12 protein-coding genes are annotated in these 16,269 nt (G+C 70.8%); 7 read left to right on the top strand and 5 right to left on the bottom strand.

The genetic code is table 11. From position 1 onward, the window contains the following. Positions 1-18: 18 nt before the first annotated feature. From ACFRU2_RS04025 to ACFRU2_RS04040, 4 genes are all read right to left on the bottom strand, one after another. Positions 19-1,365, bottom strand: a complete 1,347-nt coding sequence (locus ACFRU2_RS04025; RefSeq protein ID WP_382967279.1) for an MFS transporter — start codon at positions 1,363-1,365, stop codon at positions 19-21. A 189-nt stretch (positions 1,366-1,554) separates the two neighbouring features. Beyond that, positions 1,555-2,655 (bottom strand): C45 family autoproteolytic acyltransferase/hydolase, encoded by a 1,101-nt coding sequence (locus tag ACFRU2_RS04030; protein WP_382967281.1) that lies wholly within the window; start codon positions 2,653-2,655, stop codon positions 1,555-1,557. Further along, the gene (locus tag ACFRU2_RS04035; protein ID WP_382967283.1) at positions 2,652-4,280 is read right to left on the bottom strand and encodes an amidohydrolase; all 1,629 of its coding nucleotides are present in this window, start codon (positions 4,278-4,280) and stop codon (positions 2,652-2,654) included. Before ACFRU2_RS04035 ends, ACFRU2_RS04030 begins: the two co-directional genes overlap by 4 nt. Positions 4,281-4,292: 12 nt before the next feature. Beyond that, complete coding sequence (locus tag ACFRU2_RS04040) at positions 4,293-5,735, bottom strand: purine-cytosine permease family protein (RefSeq protein WP_382967285.1); 1,443 nt, start codon at positions 5,733-5,735, stop codon at positions 4,293-4,295. A gap of 139 nt (positions 5,736-5,874) precedes the next feature. Between ACFRU2_RS04040 and ACFRU2_RS04045 the strand changes: the two genes are divergently transcribed. The 4 genes from ACFRU2_RS04045 to ACFRU2_RS04060 all read left to right on the top strand — a co-directional run bounded on the left by ACFRU2_RS04045 (position 5,875) and on the right by ACFRU2_RS04060 (position 12,265). Continuing rightward, entirely contained in the window at positions 5,875-6,507 is a 633-nt protein-coding gene (locus tag ACFRU2_RS04045) for a TetR/AcrR family transcriptional regulator (protein WP_382967287.1), read from the top strand. 297 nt (positions 6,508-6,804) lie between these two features. Beyond that, complete coding sequence (locus ACFRU2_RS04050) at positions 6,805-7,797, top strand: hypothetical protein (protein ID WP_382967289.1); 993 nt, start codon at positions 6,805-6,807, stop codon at positions 7,795-7,797. Between the two features lie 603 nt (positions 7,798-8,400). Beyond that, entirely contained in the window at positions 8,401-10,770 is a 2,370-nt protein-coding gene (locus ACFRU2_RS04055) for a cellulose binding domain-containing protein (RefSeq protein WP_382967291.1), read from the top strand. Positions 10,771-10,786: 16 nt separating this feature from the next. After that, positions 10,787-12,265, top strand: a complete 1,479-nt coding sequence (locus tag ACFRU2_RS04060) for a cellulose binding domain-containing protein (protein ID WP_382967293.1) — start codon at positions 10,787-10,789, stop codon at positions 12,263-12,265. A 10-nt stretch (positions 12,266-12,275) separates the two neighbouring features. Here ACFRU2_RS04060 and ACFRU2_RS04065 read toward each other — a convergent pair whose 3' ends face one another. After that, positions 12,276-13,055 (bottom strand): IclR family transcriptional regulator, encoded by a 780-nt coding sequence (locus tag ACFRU2_RS04065; protein WP_382967294.1) that lies wholly within the window; start codon positions 13,053-13,055, stop codon positions 12,276-12,278. Positions 13,056-13,174: 119 nt separating this feature from the next. Between ACFRU2_RS04065 and ACFRU2_RS04070 the strand changes: the two genes are divergently transcribed. The 3 genes from ACFRU2_RS04070 (at position 13,175) to ACFRU2_RS04080 (ending at position 16,268) form a co-directional block, all read left to right on the top strand. Then, positions 13,175-14,536: an extracellular solute-binding protein gene (locus ACFRU2_RS04070; protein ID WP_382967296.1), complete on the top strand. Its 1,362-nt coding sequence runs from the start codon at positions 13,175-13,177 to the stop codon at positions 14,534-14,536. Positions 14,537-14,628: 92 nt separating this feature from the next. Beyond that, positions 14,629-15,423 (top strand): carbohydrate ABC transporter permease, encoded by a 795-nt coding sequence (locus ACFRU2_RS04075; protein ID WP_382967298.1) that lies wholly within the window; start codon positions 14,629-14,631, stop codon positions 15,421-15,423. After that, a complete protein-coding gene (locus tag ACFRU2_RS04080; protein WP_382967300.1) occupies positions 15,420-16,268 on the top strand; it encodes a carbohydrate ABC transporter permease in 849 nt (282 codons plus the stop codon). The genes ACFRU2_RS04075 and ACFRU2_RS04080 overlap by 4 nt, the downstream gene beginning before the upstream one ends. Position 16,269 lies beyond the last annotated feature (1 nt).

Raw genomic sequence — 16,269 nt, forward strand, 5'->3', positions numbered from 1 at the left:
CGAGGCTTCGGCGCCGGGTCAGTCGGCGGCGATCGCGGGCACCCGGGCGGCGTGGGCCCGTTCCCCGTCCCCGTCTCCGTTCTCACGGGTGACGGTCCGCTTGAGGAGGCCGGCCAGGGCGATCCCCGCCAGGCCCGCGGCGACCACGAAGTAGAACGGGGCGCGGGCGCTCCCGGTGCGGCCCTCGATCAGGCCGAACAGCATCGGCCCGAAGAAGCCGCCGAGCAGGCCCACGGTGTTGATGAAGGCCAGGCCCGCGGCGGCCATCAGACCGGACATCCGTGACATGGCCACGGACCAGAACAGGGGCAGGGTGCCGGTCAGGAAGAAGTTGGCGGCGAAGAGCAGCGCGTAGCGGGCCACCACGGAGTCGGTCAGCAGGTAGGCGCCCATGACGGCCGTGGCGCCGACGGCGCACAGCACGATCAGTCCGGTGTCCTTGCCGGTCCGGCCGTGCAGCCAGGGAAAGAACAGGACACCGGCGAGGATCGCCACGCCCATGCTGCCGGTGACCAGCCCGATCGCGAAGGGACCCTTGACGCCCAGCCCTCCCACGAGGGACGGCAGGTTGAACCCGATGGCGGATCCGACGATCTGGTTCAGGAAGTACGTGCCGGCGAGCAGCAGTACCACCGGACGCCCGAAGGCCCGCCCGAGGTTTCCGCGCAGCCGGTGCGGCGACGGCTCGCCGTTCCCGGCGGCGCCCTCCGAAAGGGCGGCGGCCTCCTGCGCCGAGAGCCAGCGGGCGTCCTGCGGGCGGCTGGGGAGGGCGATCCAGACCAGGACGCCGACGCAGACGGTGACCAGGCCCTCGACCAGGAACATCCACTGCCATCCGTGGAGTCCGGCCACCCCGTCGAGGGTCATGAGGCCCCCGCCGGCCGGGGCGCCCAGGATCGTCGCGGCAGCCGGTGCGGTGTACACGAGGCCGACGACGGTGACGCGGTGCCGCTGGGAGAACCAGAGCGTGACCGTGTACATGAGGGCCGGGTACAGGCCGGCCTCGGCGGCGCCGAGGGCGAACCGCAGCACGTAGAAGGAGGTCTCCCCCTGGGCGAACATCATCGCGGCGGAGACCAGGCCCCAGGTGACCGCGATCCGCGCTATCCAGGCGCGGGCTCCGATCCGGTAGAGCAGCAGGTTGCTCGGGATCTCCAGGAGCGCGTAACTGACGAAGAAGACACCCGCGCCGAGCCCGTACGCGGCGGCGCCGATGCCGAGATCGGCCTCGAGCTGGCTCTTGGCCAGCGCGACGTTCGTCCGGTCCACGTACGACATGAAGTACGCGAGTCCGAGCAGCGGCAGCAGCCGGCGCATCGCCTTGCGCGTCGCGATCGCGTGGATCGCTTCGGGGGGAGTGAGCATGGGAGTCCTTCCCGCGGGCGCGGGTGCGCACGGCAGGCCGTCGTGGAAGTCGGAGCCGTCCGCACCCCGCCGCCCGGCGGTCGCGGGTGCGCCGCTCGTGGACGTTCAGCTTCGAGGACGGCCGCGCACCCGGGCCATGTGCACGTGCCCACCATCAGCCGCCGGCGGATGGGCACGGGCACGCTGCCGTCACGCCCGCAGGGTGCGCCAGGGGCGGCTCGCGTGTTCGGCGGGAGTGCCGTCGAGCACCTGTGCCGTGCGGGTGGCGGGGTCGAGGACGACGGTGGCCAGACTTGCCCAACGGTGCCCCGACGGGGCGTTCATGTCGGGGACGCAGGTCAGCGGTGGTTCCCCCGGACCGGTGATCAGCCGCTCGACCAGTTCCTCGGCCCGCTCCACGGGGGCCTGCTCGATCCGGTCACGGAGGAACGCGTAGCGCTCACCGGAATCGGGCTGGTAGAGCGAGCTCTTCTCGTGCGCGGCCGGGACGGCCGTGAGGAAGTGGTTGGTGCGCAGGTGCGTCCCCGGGGCCGCTTCGGGAACCTCGTAGATTCCCACCGGGCTGAGGTCGAGGAGCAGGGCGTTGTGCCGGTCGAAGAGGGCGAAGGATCCGGACGAGGTGAGCGGGGCGTCGAGCAGGATCTCCCGGGCGTGCTCGGTGCTGCCCGCCTCTTCGAGGACGGCGGCGGCGAGGACGTGTACCGGTACGCCGCCGGCGCGGTCGTCCCGGTGTCCGAGGATGTTGAAGTGCAGGGCGAGCCCGGCGCTGTTCACGCCGATCTTGGCGAGGATGCCGTGCTCGGTGATGCCGGCGTACCGGTACGTCGCGCCGGCGCTGGCGACCGTATGCCAGGAGGAGCTGAGCTCGACGTGCCAGTCCCAGGTCTGCACGCCGACCGGGGCGACGGCGCCGCCGGGCCTCGGCAGGCGCCGTACGACGGTCGAGCACTCGCCGGGCGGGACGGTGCGGCTGCGGGCGAGGATCTCCGTACGGGCGTTGAGGGCGGCGATCTGCCAGGGCTCGACCCGAGCCGCGTCGGCGATGCCTTCGATCTGTTCGCGCAGCGCCGGGCGGAAGGCGTCGACGGCGTCGAGCGCGAGCTCCGCGTCGGAGCGGACCGTGGCGGGCCGGATGCCGGCGAGCGCGAAGAGACGGTCGTAGGAGTCGAGCGCGCCGTGCAGGCCGTCGGCGAGCTGCCGGCCCCGGGACCGGCCGCGGGCCCGCGGGTCGGTGGCGTCGACGCTCACGTGGAGGCGGTCTTCGGGGCGGGGGTACGGGGCAGAGGTCACGAGGCGCACTCCTGGGCGGTGTGGTGGAGGACGGAACCGTCGACGACGGTGGCGAGGACGGGGTTGCCGGCCTGTTGCTCGGGGCTCAGGTCGAGCGGGTTGCGTGCGAACACCGTGAGGTCGGCCAGGTAGCCCGGGGCGATCCGGCCGAGCCGGCCGGCGGAGCCCGCGGCGATGGCGGGGGAGCGGGTCATCCCCGCGTAGGCCTCCCGGGCGCTGATCCGCTGGCCGGGCTGGACGGGGACGGTGGCCGGCTCGTCGACGGGGCGTCGCAGCTGGGCGTCGGAGAGGGCGGTCCGGGGGTCGCCGATCCCGATGGGCCAGTCGGATCCGAGGGCGACGACGGCACCGTGGTCCAGCAGGTCACGGGTGCGCCAGCCGTGGGCGGCACGCTCCGGGCCGATCCGGTGGGACCAGTTGTCGCTCCGGTCCGCCCTGGTCATCCGGGTCGCGTGGACGGGCTGGAGACCCGCGACGACGCCGAGGGCCGCGAAGCGGGGAAGCAGATCGTCGGGGATCGACTCGATGTGCTCGATCCGATGGGGGGCGGACGCGGCGTGGCCGGTCTCCTCGATCACGTCGAGGGCGGTGCGGACCGCCTGGTCGCCGATGGCGTGCGTGGCGGTGGGGACGTCGAGCTCGGTGAAGAAGCGGACGGCCTCGCGGTAGCCCTCCACGTCCTTCCACAGGGGCAGGCGGTTCTGTCCGAAGACGTCGGGGTGCTCGAACCAGGCGGAGCCGTTGTCCGCGGTGCCGTCCAGCATGAACTTGGCGCCCGCGACGTGCCAGCGGCGCCCCGCGAGCCGCTGCTGGGCGACCACGGCCTCCCAGTCCTCCCGCGTGGAGTCGGCCGGTACGAGCGGTGAGCAGCGCACGCGCACGGGCAGGTCACCCGCTCGTTCGATCGCGCGGTAGACCTCCTCCGAGGGGGAAGCGAAGTCCAGCGCGTGCAGGCCCGTGAGGCCGGTCGCGGCGAACGTGCGCAGTCGGTCGGTGACGTGCCGGACGGCTTCGGCGAGCGGTACGGCGGGATAGTGGGCGAACACGAGGTCCATGGCCTGGAGCTCGAGGACGAAGCCGGTGGGCCGGCCGTCCGGACCGACGACGATCCGGGAGGCGTCGTCGAAGGTCTCCGCACCGGTCAGGCCTATCCGGTCGATCACGGCCGGGCTGACCACCAGGGAGTGCGCGTCGCGGGTCATGAGCGAGATCGGCACCCCCGGAAAGCGGTGCTCCAGCGGCTGTCCGGTGGGCTGCCCGTCGAAGACGTTGACGTCGAGGTCGAAGCCGGTCACCCAGGCGGGGCCGCCCTGCTCCGCGAGACGGCCGGCGATCCGTGCGCAGACCTCGTCGAGGGTGCTCGCTCCGCCGAGGTCCAGACCGGTGCCGACTTCGATCGATCCCCACACCGGGTGGGCGTGGGAATCGGTCAGGCCCGGAACCAGGGTGGCTCCGGGGAAGTCCAGCACCCGGGTGGCGGCGCCCGCCCGCTCGCGCAGGAGGTTGTCGCCGCCGACGGCGACGATCCTGCCGTCCTGGACGGCCACCACGGTGGCGGTGGTCCGGTCGGGAGCGGCGTCGAAGTTCTCGATCCGTGCGGCGCGCACGATGAGGTCGGCGTTCATGGGGTCGGTCCTTCAGTGCTGGACGGTCGTGGGAGGGAGGGTGCCGAAGGCGCGCGTCAGGGCCCCGTACAGGACCGCCGAGCCGAGGACGCCGACGGGCACCGCGAGGTTGAGGCCGCCCATCGCCGAGGAGACGGGACCGGCCCAGGACGTGGAACTGGCGCAGAGCGTCGCCGCGCCGATGCCGGCCAGGGTGGCGAGCACGCCGGGCCAGTTGACTCCGCCGCGGTACCAGAAGGGGCTGGTGCGGCTCTCGTCGTGGAGCTGTCGTCCGTCGTAGCGGTTGCGCCGCAGGACGATGTCGGTGGCGTAGACGGCCATGCAGGGACCGGTGATCACCACGACCAGCTCCATCATGGTGTTGACGGCGGCGAGGAAGTCGAAGACCAGCAGCGCGAACAGGGTCATGACGGTGCCCATGACGCCGATGACCAGCACGGCGATCGTGCGGGGCAGGCGTACCCCGATCGACTGCATCGAGAGGCCGGAGCTGTAGGCGGTGATGCCGTTGTTCGCCACGGTGTTCACCACCACGGCGGCGACGAAGGCGGGCACGAACCACGCCGGCATGATGCTCTCCAGCGCGGTCTGGGGATCGCTCATGTCGAGCGCGGTGGCCGCGAGGGCCCCGATCGCCGTGAAGGCGACGCTCGGCAGGAAGGCGCCGGCCGCCGTCCACAGGGTGATGGCCCGGCCGCTGGTGTGCTGCGGGAGGTAGCGGGCGAGGTCGGGGCTGTTGGCGTACGACAGCGGCGCGGACGCGACGATGGTGAATCCTGAGGCCAGGACGACGAGGTGCTGCATCCCGGTGAGCGGTTCGGCCGGCGCGTACGACCAGTCCGCGTGCGCGAGCACCATCGCGCTCAGGGCGAGGAACACGAGCGTGAGCAGGACGGTGAGCACGCCGTACAGACGGACGATCGTCGCGTGCCCGAAGATGGCGATGAGGATGGTGATGCCGGCGATCAGGCAGACCACCGCGGCGTCCAGTGCCGCGGACTGCGGCAGGCCGAGCCGGACCGCCAGGCCGAGGCCGGCGGTGGAGGCCGCCGACCAGTTCAGCGCGAGGTAGAGCGAGGCGATCAGCCAGCCGGTGAGCGCCACCACGACCTTGTTCCCCACGACCCCGTACATGGCGCGGGAGATCACGGAACCGGACGTGCCCGCGGCGGGGCCGCTGACGGCGATGAAGCCGGTCAGGAGCCAGAAGGCGTTCCCGGCGACGATGACGGCCATCGCTTCGGCCAGCGACATCCCCATCAGAACGAGGGTTCCGCCCACCACGAAGCTGAGGTAGCTCACGTTCGGGGCCGCCCAGAGGGAGAACAGCTCGCGTGCCGTGCCGTGGCGCTCCGCGGCGGGTACGACGTCGATGCCCCGGCTCTCGACCGAGCCGGCCCGATCGCGGCCGGGAGCGGTTACGGCCGTGTCGGTGCCTTGTGGGGAACGCTGCATGAGTGGCCCTTCGAGGAGGCGAGGAGACGGCACTGCCCTCGCCACCGAGACGTCCGGGAGGGTAGGGGCCGCAGGCGACCCAGCCTATTGGTGTCGACACCAATAGGCTGTTGGTGCGCCATCCAATAGGCTGTTCCGCATGACGTCAACCCCCCGCCCCGCCCGGACGCGCAAGACCGCGGAGGAGAGGCGGACGGACATCCTCCGGACCGCCGCCCGCCTCGCACTGGAGCGGGGTCTGGAGCGCGTGACCATGCAGCTCGTCGCCGACGAGCTCGGGGTGCGGCCCGGGCTGATCAGCCACTACTTCCCGACCATCGACGATCTGCTGTGCGAAGCCTTCGTCCGGGCGGTCGCCCGCGAGCGCGATGCACTGCTCCCGGAAGAGGAGGCCGTGCTCCCGCCGACGCGGCGGCTGAGCCGACTCCTGCACCGTCTCGGAGGGGAGGAATTCACCGACCTCGGCCGGCTCTGGCTCAACGCCCGCCACCTCGCCCGCTACCGGCCGACCCTGCAGCGCGCCGTCGCCGGTCAGGAGGCGATCATGCGCGACACCCTGACCGCGGTGATCGAGGACGGTGTGCGCAGCGGCGAGTTCACCACCACCGATGCTCTGGGAGCCTGCGTGGTCATCCTCGTGGCGATCGACGGGCTCGGCTCCTACGTGAACGACGAACCGCCGTTCACCCACCCGGCCCTCGAGACCCTGGTGTTCACCACGGCAGAACGCGAACTCGGACTCTCAGCAGGCACGTTGCACGACGCGGGCTGAGGCGGTCGCCGGCTTTCTCGCCTATGCCGAGCTGTTGCTTCCCGCGTTGATGGATCACGGCTCATCTGCCGTCCCGCGTAGCGCTGCAGTGCCGAGGCCTCGATCCGGACGTGGAACGTTCCTGGTCATCGCGCTGTCGGAGGCTGCGCCTAGGTTGGTACGCAAGATCACCCGCGAGCAGCGCTGGGGGGACCGATTGGGGTGGGGGTTGCCATGCGTTGGTGGAACAGGAAGCCCGGGGAGCGGGTGGAGTGGGTACTTGAGCCGTTGGTCGCGGTGGGGCCGTTGCGGTTCGGAATGAACCCCGACGAGGTGACGTCGGCCCTGGACGGAGCGATGGCCCATGTCTCACAAGGGTTGGGTACCGGCATCGGCTGGGGCTACTACACCGACTGGGGCCTGACCGCGGTCTACGGTGAGAACGGCCGCCTGGTCGCCGTAGCCGTCGATGCGATGGACGGACCGCTGGTGCGGCTGCGGGGCATCGACCTGATGGCCCGGGTGCCATCCGAGGTACACGCGGACATCCAGGACCTCGCACGCCAGGAGGGGACTTCCGTCCGAGTGAACCGGAGCGGTGATCCCGAGATCGAGGCTTGGGGGGTCTCCATGGGCGCCTCCCAGGAGCGGGGACTGTCGCCTGAGGGGTACACGCAGAGGCTGGACGCGATGATCACTGATGCGCTGCTGGTCGGTCCTGAGCTGGCGGAGGATCCGTTCGGATCCGAGCCGGTCGTCCGTTGGCGCGACGTCCGTGACGAACCACCGAACGTGGGAGCGTGGCCCGTAAGAGCAGAGCAGGAGCGCCGGCACTGGGACTGGGCCCCGCTGGAGGGCGTCGGTCCTCTCCGGTTCGGTATGAAGCCGCAGGAGGTGGCTGCTGTGCTGAGCGAAGAGCCGACGGCTCGCCTCGGGCGGTATCCCTTCGGAACCTCGTGGGAAGCCGCGGGGCAGTGGATCCTGAACGAGGACCGCTTCGACCGCGTGGGCGTGACCGCTCACTACTCCTGCGGGCGTGATCGACCTCCCACCCTCGGCGCTGTCACCATTCGTGGACGTAGCGGGCCTCAGGTCGAGTTCGAGGGCATCCGGCTGATCGGCATGGCCGTCTCGGCCGTTGACGCGGCCCTGATCCAGTACGTCGAAGAGCGAGATCTCGGCTTGGTCGTCGGCTGCGGCGGCGATCTGGGGGTGGACGGTCTGAACATGTACGTACGGGCCGCCAGAGCAGGAGACACCGTGGTGAGCGAGGCCCGGTTCTGCAAAGCGGAATGGGAAGACCACGGCTGACCTGCACGACGTACCGATCGCTTCGCTGCGATGGGGTTCACACCGACACGTGGATGACCTGGGCATACACGGCGACGCGCTCGCGGAGCTGGTCGTTCTCCTCCCGCAATGCGCGGGCGGCGGCTTCGGCGTCGACGGTGCGGGCTTGGAGGTGCTGGAAAGCGGGCGGGATGCCGTTGCGCGCGGTCTTGCGGCGGGCGAATGCGTGAGGACCCGGCGCTTGACGCCTGCTTCGGCAGCGAGTTGGAGCGTTGTGAGTGCCCCGATGGACCGGATCGGGCGGCCGTCGAGCAACCGCTGGATCGCCGCGGTGATGGCGTCACGTTCGGCATCGCGGTCGGCCATCGTGGGGTTCTCCGGTGTTGACGCAGCTGTTGGCCTCGAGATGCCTCCATCCCGTTGACGATCCTGCGATCGTAAGGAAAGTTTCCTAATGGCATGGAATTGATACCAGCCTCCCGTGACCCGCTGCAAGACTCCTGCCCTCAATCCACATATGTGGACTTGAAATTGATGACGAGACGCACATTGACCGAGTGGACGTCTGCCAGCACGATGTACCGCGGCTGCCTCCCCAACTCCCCCCACCCCGCAGGAGGAACGTTGTCCGCACGATGGAGAACCGCCGCCGCATGCGGCGGCGCCACGGCCCTGCTCATGGCCTCCGGCGCCGCCCTGGGCTCCCTGGACGGCGGCGCGCACGCCGCTGCCGCGACCGCTTCCGCCGCTGTGACCAGCGGCCTCGACCTGTCCCAGAACAACCGGCGCACGCCGGTCAACGGCCTCTACGACTGGTCGAAAGCCGGATACCGGGGCGGCGCCGACCTGCCCGGCCCCGCACAGACGAATCCCGACGCGGCCTGCCAGATCACCCCCACAGAACTGGCCGGCCTCGGAGTCACGCCGAACGACGGCGCCGACGATTCGGCCGGACTCCAGGCGGCGATCGACCAGATCCGCACCACCTGCTCGCCCGGCGCCGGCCACACCAAGCTCTCGCTGATCACCCTCCCCGCCGGCGTCCTCGACGTGAGCCGGCAGATATCGGTCGACGCCGACTACCTCACCCTGCGGGGGGCGGGCAGCGGCGCCGGCGGCACGCGGTTCGTGTTCCGGCCCGACGCCAACACCCGCTACGACGCGCTCACTCCGGACGGCTCGGACTGGGACGAGGACGGCATGACCTCGGGCTCTGCCAAGGGCGGATGGATCTGGCCCGGCCGCGGACTGTTCCGCGTCCAGTCGCGCGGCGTGCACTCCGCCTACGCATCCGAGTACGCGGCGGCCCCCGCCAACCGCAAGGACCTCTTCGAGGGCACCGTCAACGTCCACTGGAAGGCAGGGCTCAAACTCCGCGACAAAGCGGGCGACACCGGCTTCGCGGCCCGCGCCGGGGACAAGGTCGTGCACCTGGCCTCCTCCGGGGCGCTCGGCGGCTTCCAGCCGGGCGGACTGGTCAACATCCGGGCCGCGAACACCCTGAAGTTCTACGCCCAGCAGGACGTCCAGCCCGCGGACGGCACGCTCCAGAACATCCACATGCGCCAGCAGATCTTCACCATCGCGGCCGTGGACACCGCCAACCGCACGCTGACCCTGGACAAGCCGCTGGAGTTCGACGTCCCGGTCAGCTCCACCTCGGACGGCTCGGCGCCGATCGCCGGCGCGGTCTACGACTCCAAGGCCGCGCCGCTCGTCGACCCGGTCCTCGGCGTCGGCTTCGAGGACTTCGCGCTCACCCAGCAGATCCCCGGACTCGACGCGGCGGACGCGAAGTTCAACTACGGCAACATGGCGCCGGCCGAGGAGATGCACGGCATCGTCTTCAAATGGGCCGCCGACTCCTGGGTCCGGGGCATCAGGACGGAGATGACCGGCTCGCACCCGATCGTCACCGAGGAGGCGTACCACCTCCAGATCGTCGACAGCCGGCTCGACGGATCGTGGAACAAGGGCAAGGGCGGCAACGGATACTTCCGCGGCTCGCGCGTCTGGGACTCCCTCTACGCGGGGAACACCTCCCGCAACCTGCGCCACTTCACCTTCCAGTGGTCGGCCTCCGGGAACGTGGTCATCGGAAACGACTTCGATTCCGACCTGAACCTGCACGGCGGCTGGGAGCGCAACAACCTCTTCGAGAACAACACGGTGACCGTGCCCTTCGACCACCGCTCCGGCAACTGCCGCGCGAACTGCGGAGAGGAGGGCGGCGGCGGCCCTGACGCTTCCACCTGGTACCCGATCTGGTGGGGCGCGGGCAAGAAGGCGGTGAAGTGGTCCGGCTCCAGCGGGCCGCGCAACGTCTTCTTCAACAACACCATGAGCAAGCAGACCGCCGCGGGCGCCGGTTACGCCCCGTACTACTCCGACACCAGCCGGGTCTACCAGTTCGGCTGGAGCGGCACGGCGTGGAAGCACCTCGACCAGGGCGGCACGGCGATCCCCGACTGGGCGGGCCGCGAACGGCTGGACTACACGGGCGGCCACGGTGTGGACGCCACCAGGACGGACACCGGGGCCTCGCTCTTCCTGAAGTCCCTTACGGGCGGCCCGACACCGACACCGACACCGACACCGACACCGACGCCCACGGCCACGCCCACGCCCACAACCACCCCTACACCGACGCCCACTTCCACTCCCACGCCCACCCCCACGCCGACGACCTCGCCGGCAGGCTGCCTGACCGTGCGGACCGTGCGGACCAGTGCCTGGGACAGCGGCTACGGCATGGACGTGTTCGTGAAGAACGACTGCACCACCGCGGTCTCGGGCTGGAAGGTCGAGTTCACGCTGCCCTCCGGCACCGGCGTGTCCAGCCACTGGTCGGCGAACAAGACGCAGGGCGGCCAGCGGTTCGGCTTCACCAACGTGGCCTGGAACGGCGCCATCGCCGCCGGCCAGGAGAAGGGCTTCGGCTTCAACGCGACCGGGCTCGGCCTCCCCGACCAACTCACCGTCGTCCGCCAGTAGGAAGCGAGCCGAACACATGCGCAGAGCGATACCGGGAGCCGTCGTGGCGACCGTGGCCGGTCTGGTGGCGGCGGGGGCCCTGACCCTGCCCGCACAGGCCGCCGCACCCAGCCTCACCGCCCGCATCACGCAGACCAGCGTGTGGGACTCGGGCTACGGAGCCGACGTGGCCGTCACCAACGGCGGAGACGCCGCCACCGGCTGGAAGGTGGAGTTCGACCTGCCCGCGGGAACGACGGTCGGCAGCCACTGGTCGGCGAACAAGACCCAGAGCGGGCAGCACTTCACCTTCACCAACGTCGGCTGGAACGGGGACATCGCCCCGGGCGCCTCGAAGGGCTTCGGTTTCAACGCCGCGGGCCTCGGGCTGCCGCTCAACTGCAAGATCAACGGTGCGCCGTGCGCCGGCGGCCCGGGAACCCCGACGCCCACTCCGACCCCGACCCCGACTCCTACGCCGACGTCCACCCCGAGCCCCACACCGACACCGACACCCACGCCCACCCCGACCCTCCCGCCCGGCCCCGTGGTCGACGTCGACACCTCGGCCGAACTCCGGAGCGCGCTGGCCGCGGCCACACCGGGCCAGACCATCCGGTTGGCGGCCGGCGAGTACCGGGGGTCCTTCGTCACCGAGCGGGCCGGTACCGCGGCCGCGCCGATCACCCTGACCGGGCCGCGTACCGCCGTCCTCGTCAACGACGGACCCTCGGGCGACGCCCCGTCCTGCCCCGCGCCCACGACGGGCTGGGACTCCGGCTACGGGCTGTGGCTGTACGGGGCGCCGTACTGGAACCTCACCGGCTTCACCGTGAAGGAGTCCAAGAAGGGCGTGGTGATCGACAACTCCCACCACGTCAAGGCCGACGGGCTGTACGTCCACCACGTCGACGAGGAGGGGGTGCACTTCCGGCGGTCTTCGGCCGACGGTGTGATCCGCAACTCCGTCATCGAGCACACCGGCCTGGTCCAGCCGGGCTACGGCGAGGGCGTCTACCTCGGCTCGGCGGGCTCCAACTGGGGCTGCCACGGCAACTCCGGCGGGGTGGACCGCTCCGACCGGGTGCTCGTGGAGAACAACCGGATCGGCCCCTACGTGGCCGCGGAGGCCATCGACATCAAGGAGGGGACCTTCGCCGGAACCATCCGGGGCAACACCTTCGACGGCCGGGGGATCACGGGGCAGAACTCCGCCGACTCCTGGGTCGACGTCAAGGGCGTCGACTACGTGATCGAGGGCAACAAGGGAACCTTCGCCCCGCCGGGCACCTTCGCCAACGGCTACGAGACGCACAACCCCTCCACCACCCCGGCCTTCCCCAACGGCTGCGGCACGGTCTGGCGGAACAACACCTCGGACCTCGGCGGCGTCGGCGCCTACGCCGTCAAGGTCACCTCGGTGTCGCAGTGTTCCGCCCGGCCCAACGTCGTCCACTCCTCCAACACCGTCACGGGAGCGACGGCCGGCCTGACCAACGTCCCGGTCGTTCCCTGAGGATGACGGGTCATCTGATGCCATGACGTCGCAGCGTGTTCGCGAGGGCCGTGGCATGCGCCACGACCGCCCTCGCGACGCGTGCGGTCTCCAACTCGGTCGCGGCCGCCACCGGCATCGAGCAGCTGATGGCGTCCGTGGCGGGGATCCGGTAGTGCACCGGCGCGGACAGGCAGGCCACCCCCGCGGTGCCCTGCTCCCGCTCCAGGGCCCAGCCCCGGTCCCGTACCAGGGCCAGCTCGGCGTACAGCTCGGCGCGGTCGGTGACCGTGTTCGGGGTGAAGGCCTCCAGGTGGGCCGGCAGGACCGAATCCACCTCGTCGGTGGTGAGGTCGGCGAGCAACGCCTGTCCCAGCGCGGTCAGATGGGCGGGCAGCCGGCGGCCGACCCGGGAGATGGCGCGGACGTTGTCGCGTGCCTCGCGGCTGGCGAGGTAGAGGACGTACGCGTCGTCCCGGCGGGCGAAGTGGACGGTGTAGCCCGTCTCCTCGCGGAGGTCCTCCATGACCGCGTGCGCGTACGGCAGAGCGGGATCCCGGTCGAGGTAGGCGGTGCCGGAAAGCAGCGCGTGCGGGCCGACGCCGAAGGCCGAGCCGCTGTCGTCCGCCTCCACCCACTTGAGCTCGCGCAGGGTCCGCACGAGTGCGTGCAGGCTGCTGCGCGGGTAACCGAGGCGGTCCTGGAGCTCGGACACCGTGAGCTTCTCCGGTGAGGAGGCAAGTGCCTCCAGGATGCGCACGGTTCGCTCGGCGGACTTGACCGTCGCGACGTCCGGCGTGGCTTCGGGCATGTACATCCTCCAAGTTCCGCACGGCTGTTGACCGGCATGGTAGCGGACGCTTACTTTCCCTTGCAGAGCAGCCACATTCTCAGATCCTGTCCACATATCTAGACGAGGGTCCACCTCTCATGAATCGCACGGATCGCACGGATCGCAGAGCAGCACCCACCGTCCTGGCCGCCTCACTGGCCGCCGTACTCGCCCTCGGGACCCTCGCCGGCTGCGGTGCGGACGACGGGTCCGACAGCGCCGGAGGGGACGACAAGGCCCCCCTGGAGATCTGGGTCCGCAAGCCCCCCGGCTCGCCCACCGAGAAGACCCACCAGGACCTCGCCGCCGCCTTCACCAAGGCCACCGGAGTCGAGGCCAAGGTCACCGCCCTGTTCGACGACTTCGAGACCAAGCTCCAGCAGGCCGCCGCGCAGAAGGACCTGCCGGACCTGATCGTCAACGACACCGCCCAGCTCGGCACCCTCGTCAAACAAGGCCTGGTCCGCGAGGTCAGGCAGTCCGAGGTGACGGGCGGCGACCAGCTGATCCCCAGCTCCTGGGAAGCCGCCCGGGCCGCCGACGGCAAGTACTACGGCGTGCCCTTCTCCGCGCAGACCTTCGCCCTCTTCGTGCGCAAGGACTGGCGGGAGAAGCTGGGCATCGCACCGCCCGCCGACTGGGACCAGCTCGACGCCCTCGCCACGGCCTTCACCACCGGGGACCCCGACGGCAACGGCAAGGCCGACACCTACGGCTACGTCATCCCCGGCACCACCAAGCGCGGGTACATGGACTGGTACTTCTCCAGCTTCCTCTGGTCGGCGGGCGGCGCGTACTTCACCGGCGAGGGCAAGAGCCTGAAGCCCGCGATCGACAGCCCCGAGGCCACCGCGGCCGCACGCCACCTCAAAGACCAGTTCTGTGCCGACAAGAGCGTGGTGCCGGGCGCGGTCACCGCCGAGACCACCCAGGCGCACCCGCTGTTCGAGACCGGCAAGGGCGGCATCTACCTCACCGGCCCCTACAACATGGCCCGCTTCGACAAGGCCCTGGGCAAGGAGAAGTACGAGGTCCTGCCGCTGCCGCCCGGCCCCGGAGGCAAGAGCGCCGTCCTCGCCGAGGGCGAGAACACCTACCTGATGGCCGGTTCGAAGAACCCCAAGGGCCAGCTGAAGTACGCCGAGTTCCTCATCGGCGCCGAAGGACAGACCGCCGGCATGGCGGGGGACACCGCCGGCAACGTGGTCCGGCTGCCCGTCAACAAGTCCGTCCAGCTGTCCGCCGTCCGACAGGACACCCGCTGGCAGGTCTTCGACCGGGTCTACCGCGAGTCCGGCCGCTACTCGCCCGTGGTCAAGGAGTGGACCCCGTTCCGGCAGGCCTCCGCGGAAGCGCTCAACGGCATGGTCGCCGACTGCGGCTCCGATCCCGGAGCCGTGCTGGGCAAGCTCGCCGCCTCCTTCGCCGAGGAGCTGAAGAAGCAGGGGGCGGGGTCCTGATCCGGCCGGCCCGCCCCCGGCGGGGGTGGCTGACCCCCTGGCTGTTCCTCGCCCCGGCACTGCTCCTCTTCGCGCTCTTCAAGTTCCTGCCGATGTGGCGGGCGATCGAGATGAGCTTCCACGAGGTGCGGCCCTACCTCGGCGACCGGTGGGTGGGCGCGGCCAACTACGGGCAGGTGGTCACCGACGAGGCCTTCCTCGACGCCATCGGGCACACGCTCGTCCTGGCCGTCGGCCAGACCGGCGGCTCGGTCGTGCTCGGGCTGGCCCTCGCCCTGCTCCTGGAGGGCACCGCCCGACGGCTGTGGATCGTCCGCACCGCCGTCTTCCTGCCGACCGTGACAGCCATGGCGGTCGTCGCGGAAGTCTGGCGGATCCTGTACCACCCGGCCGCCGACGGCGCCGTCAACACCCTGCTGGGCTGGCTGGGCGCCGGGCCCTCGCAGTTCCTCAACAGCCCCGACAGCGCCCTGTGGTCGGTGATGGCGGTGGGCGTGTGGCGCGGGGCGCCCTACGACATGATGATCTTCCTGGCCGCGCTGGCCGGCGTCGACCGGACCCTCTACGAAGCCGCGGCCGCGGACGGCGCCGGGGTCCGGCGCCGGGTCTGGCACGTCACGCTGCCCGCCCTGCGTCCCGCGTTCGTCATCCTGTTCACCCTCGCCGCGATCCGCTCGCTGCGGGTCTTCACCGAGATCTTCCTGCTCACCAACGGCGGGCCCAACGGCTCCACGGAGGTGCTGATGACCCTGATCTACAAGCTCGGCCTCGAGCGCAACGAGCTGGGCGTCGCGGCCGCCGGATCGATGGTGCTGCTCGCCGCGTCCGTCGCACTGACCCTGGCCGTACGGCTCTCCGGTGCCCGCGGAAAGGAGGTGGCGCGGTGAGCCGGCTCGACACCGCCCTGGGTCTGGAGGAGCGGCGCGGTCCGGCCGCCGCCCTCGGCAAGCTGGCGCTGTACGTGCTGCTGGTCATGGTCTTCGCGGGGCCGCTGCTGGCCCTGCTGGCCAGTGCCTTCAACCGGAGCACCGACCCGACCTCGCTGACCCTGCTGCCGACCAGGCCGACCCTGGAGAACTTCCGGGCCGCCATCGACCGCGACGTACTGCTCTACCTGCTGAACTCCTTCCTGGTGGTCGGCGGCGGGCTGCTGCTCCAGATCGGGGTCAGCATCTCGGCGGCCTACGCCCTCGCCCGCAAGCGCTTCCCGGGACTGCGGCTCGTGTTCCTGCTCATCCTCAGCACCATGATGCTGCCCGAGGAGATCCTCGCGATCCCGCTGTCCCTGGTCCTCTCCGACCTGTCGCTCACCGGCAGCCTCTGGGGAATGATCATCCCGGTCGGCGCCTGGGCCTTCTCCATCCTGGTCACCGCGGAGTTCATGAAGGAGATCCCGGTGGAGCTGGAAGAGGCCGCCCGCCTCGACGGAGCCGGCGACCTGCGGGTCTTCTGGTCGGTGATCCTGCCGCTCTGCAGACCCGCGCTCGGAGTCATCGGCATCTTCGGATTCACCATGATCTGGGACCAGTACATGCTGCCGCTGCTGGTCGCCACCGACGCCCGGCAGTTCACCCTGCCGCTCGCCCTGCGCACCCTGCGTGCCGACGAAGAGGTCGGCATCGGCGTGCTGCTGGCCGCCGCCCTCCTCGCCCTCCTGCCCAGCGTCATCGCCTTCATCGCCATGCAGCGCCAGTTCATGCGCGGCCTGACCTCGGGCGCCGTCAAGGGCTGAC

This window comes from Streptomyces sp. NPDC056883 (genome assembly GCF_042788835.1).
In the GTDB taxonomy this organism is placed as follows: Bacteria; Actinomycetota; Actinomycetes; order Streptomycetales; family Streptomycetaceae; genus Streptomyces; species Streptomyces stoeckheimensis.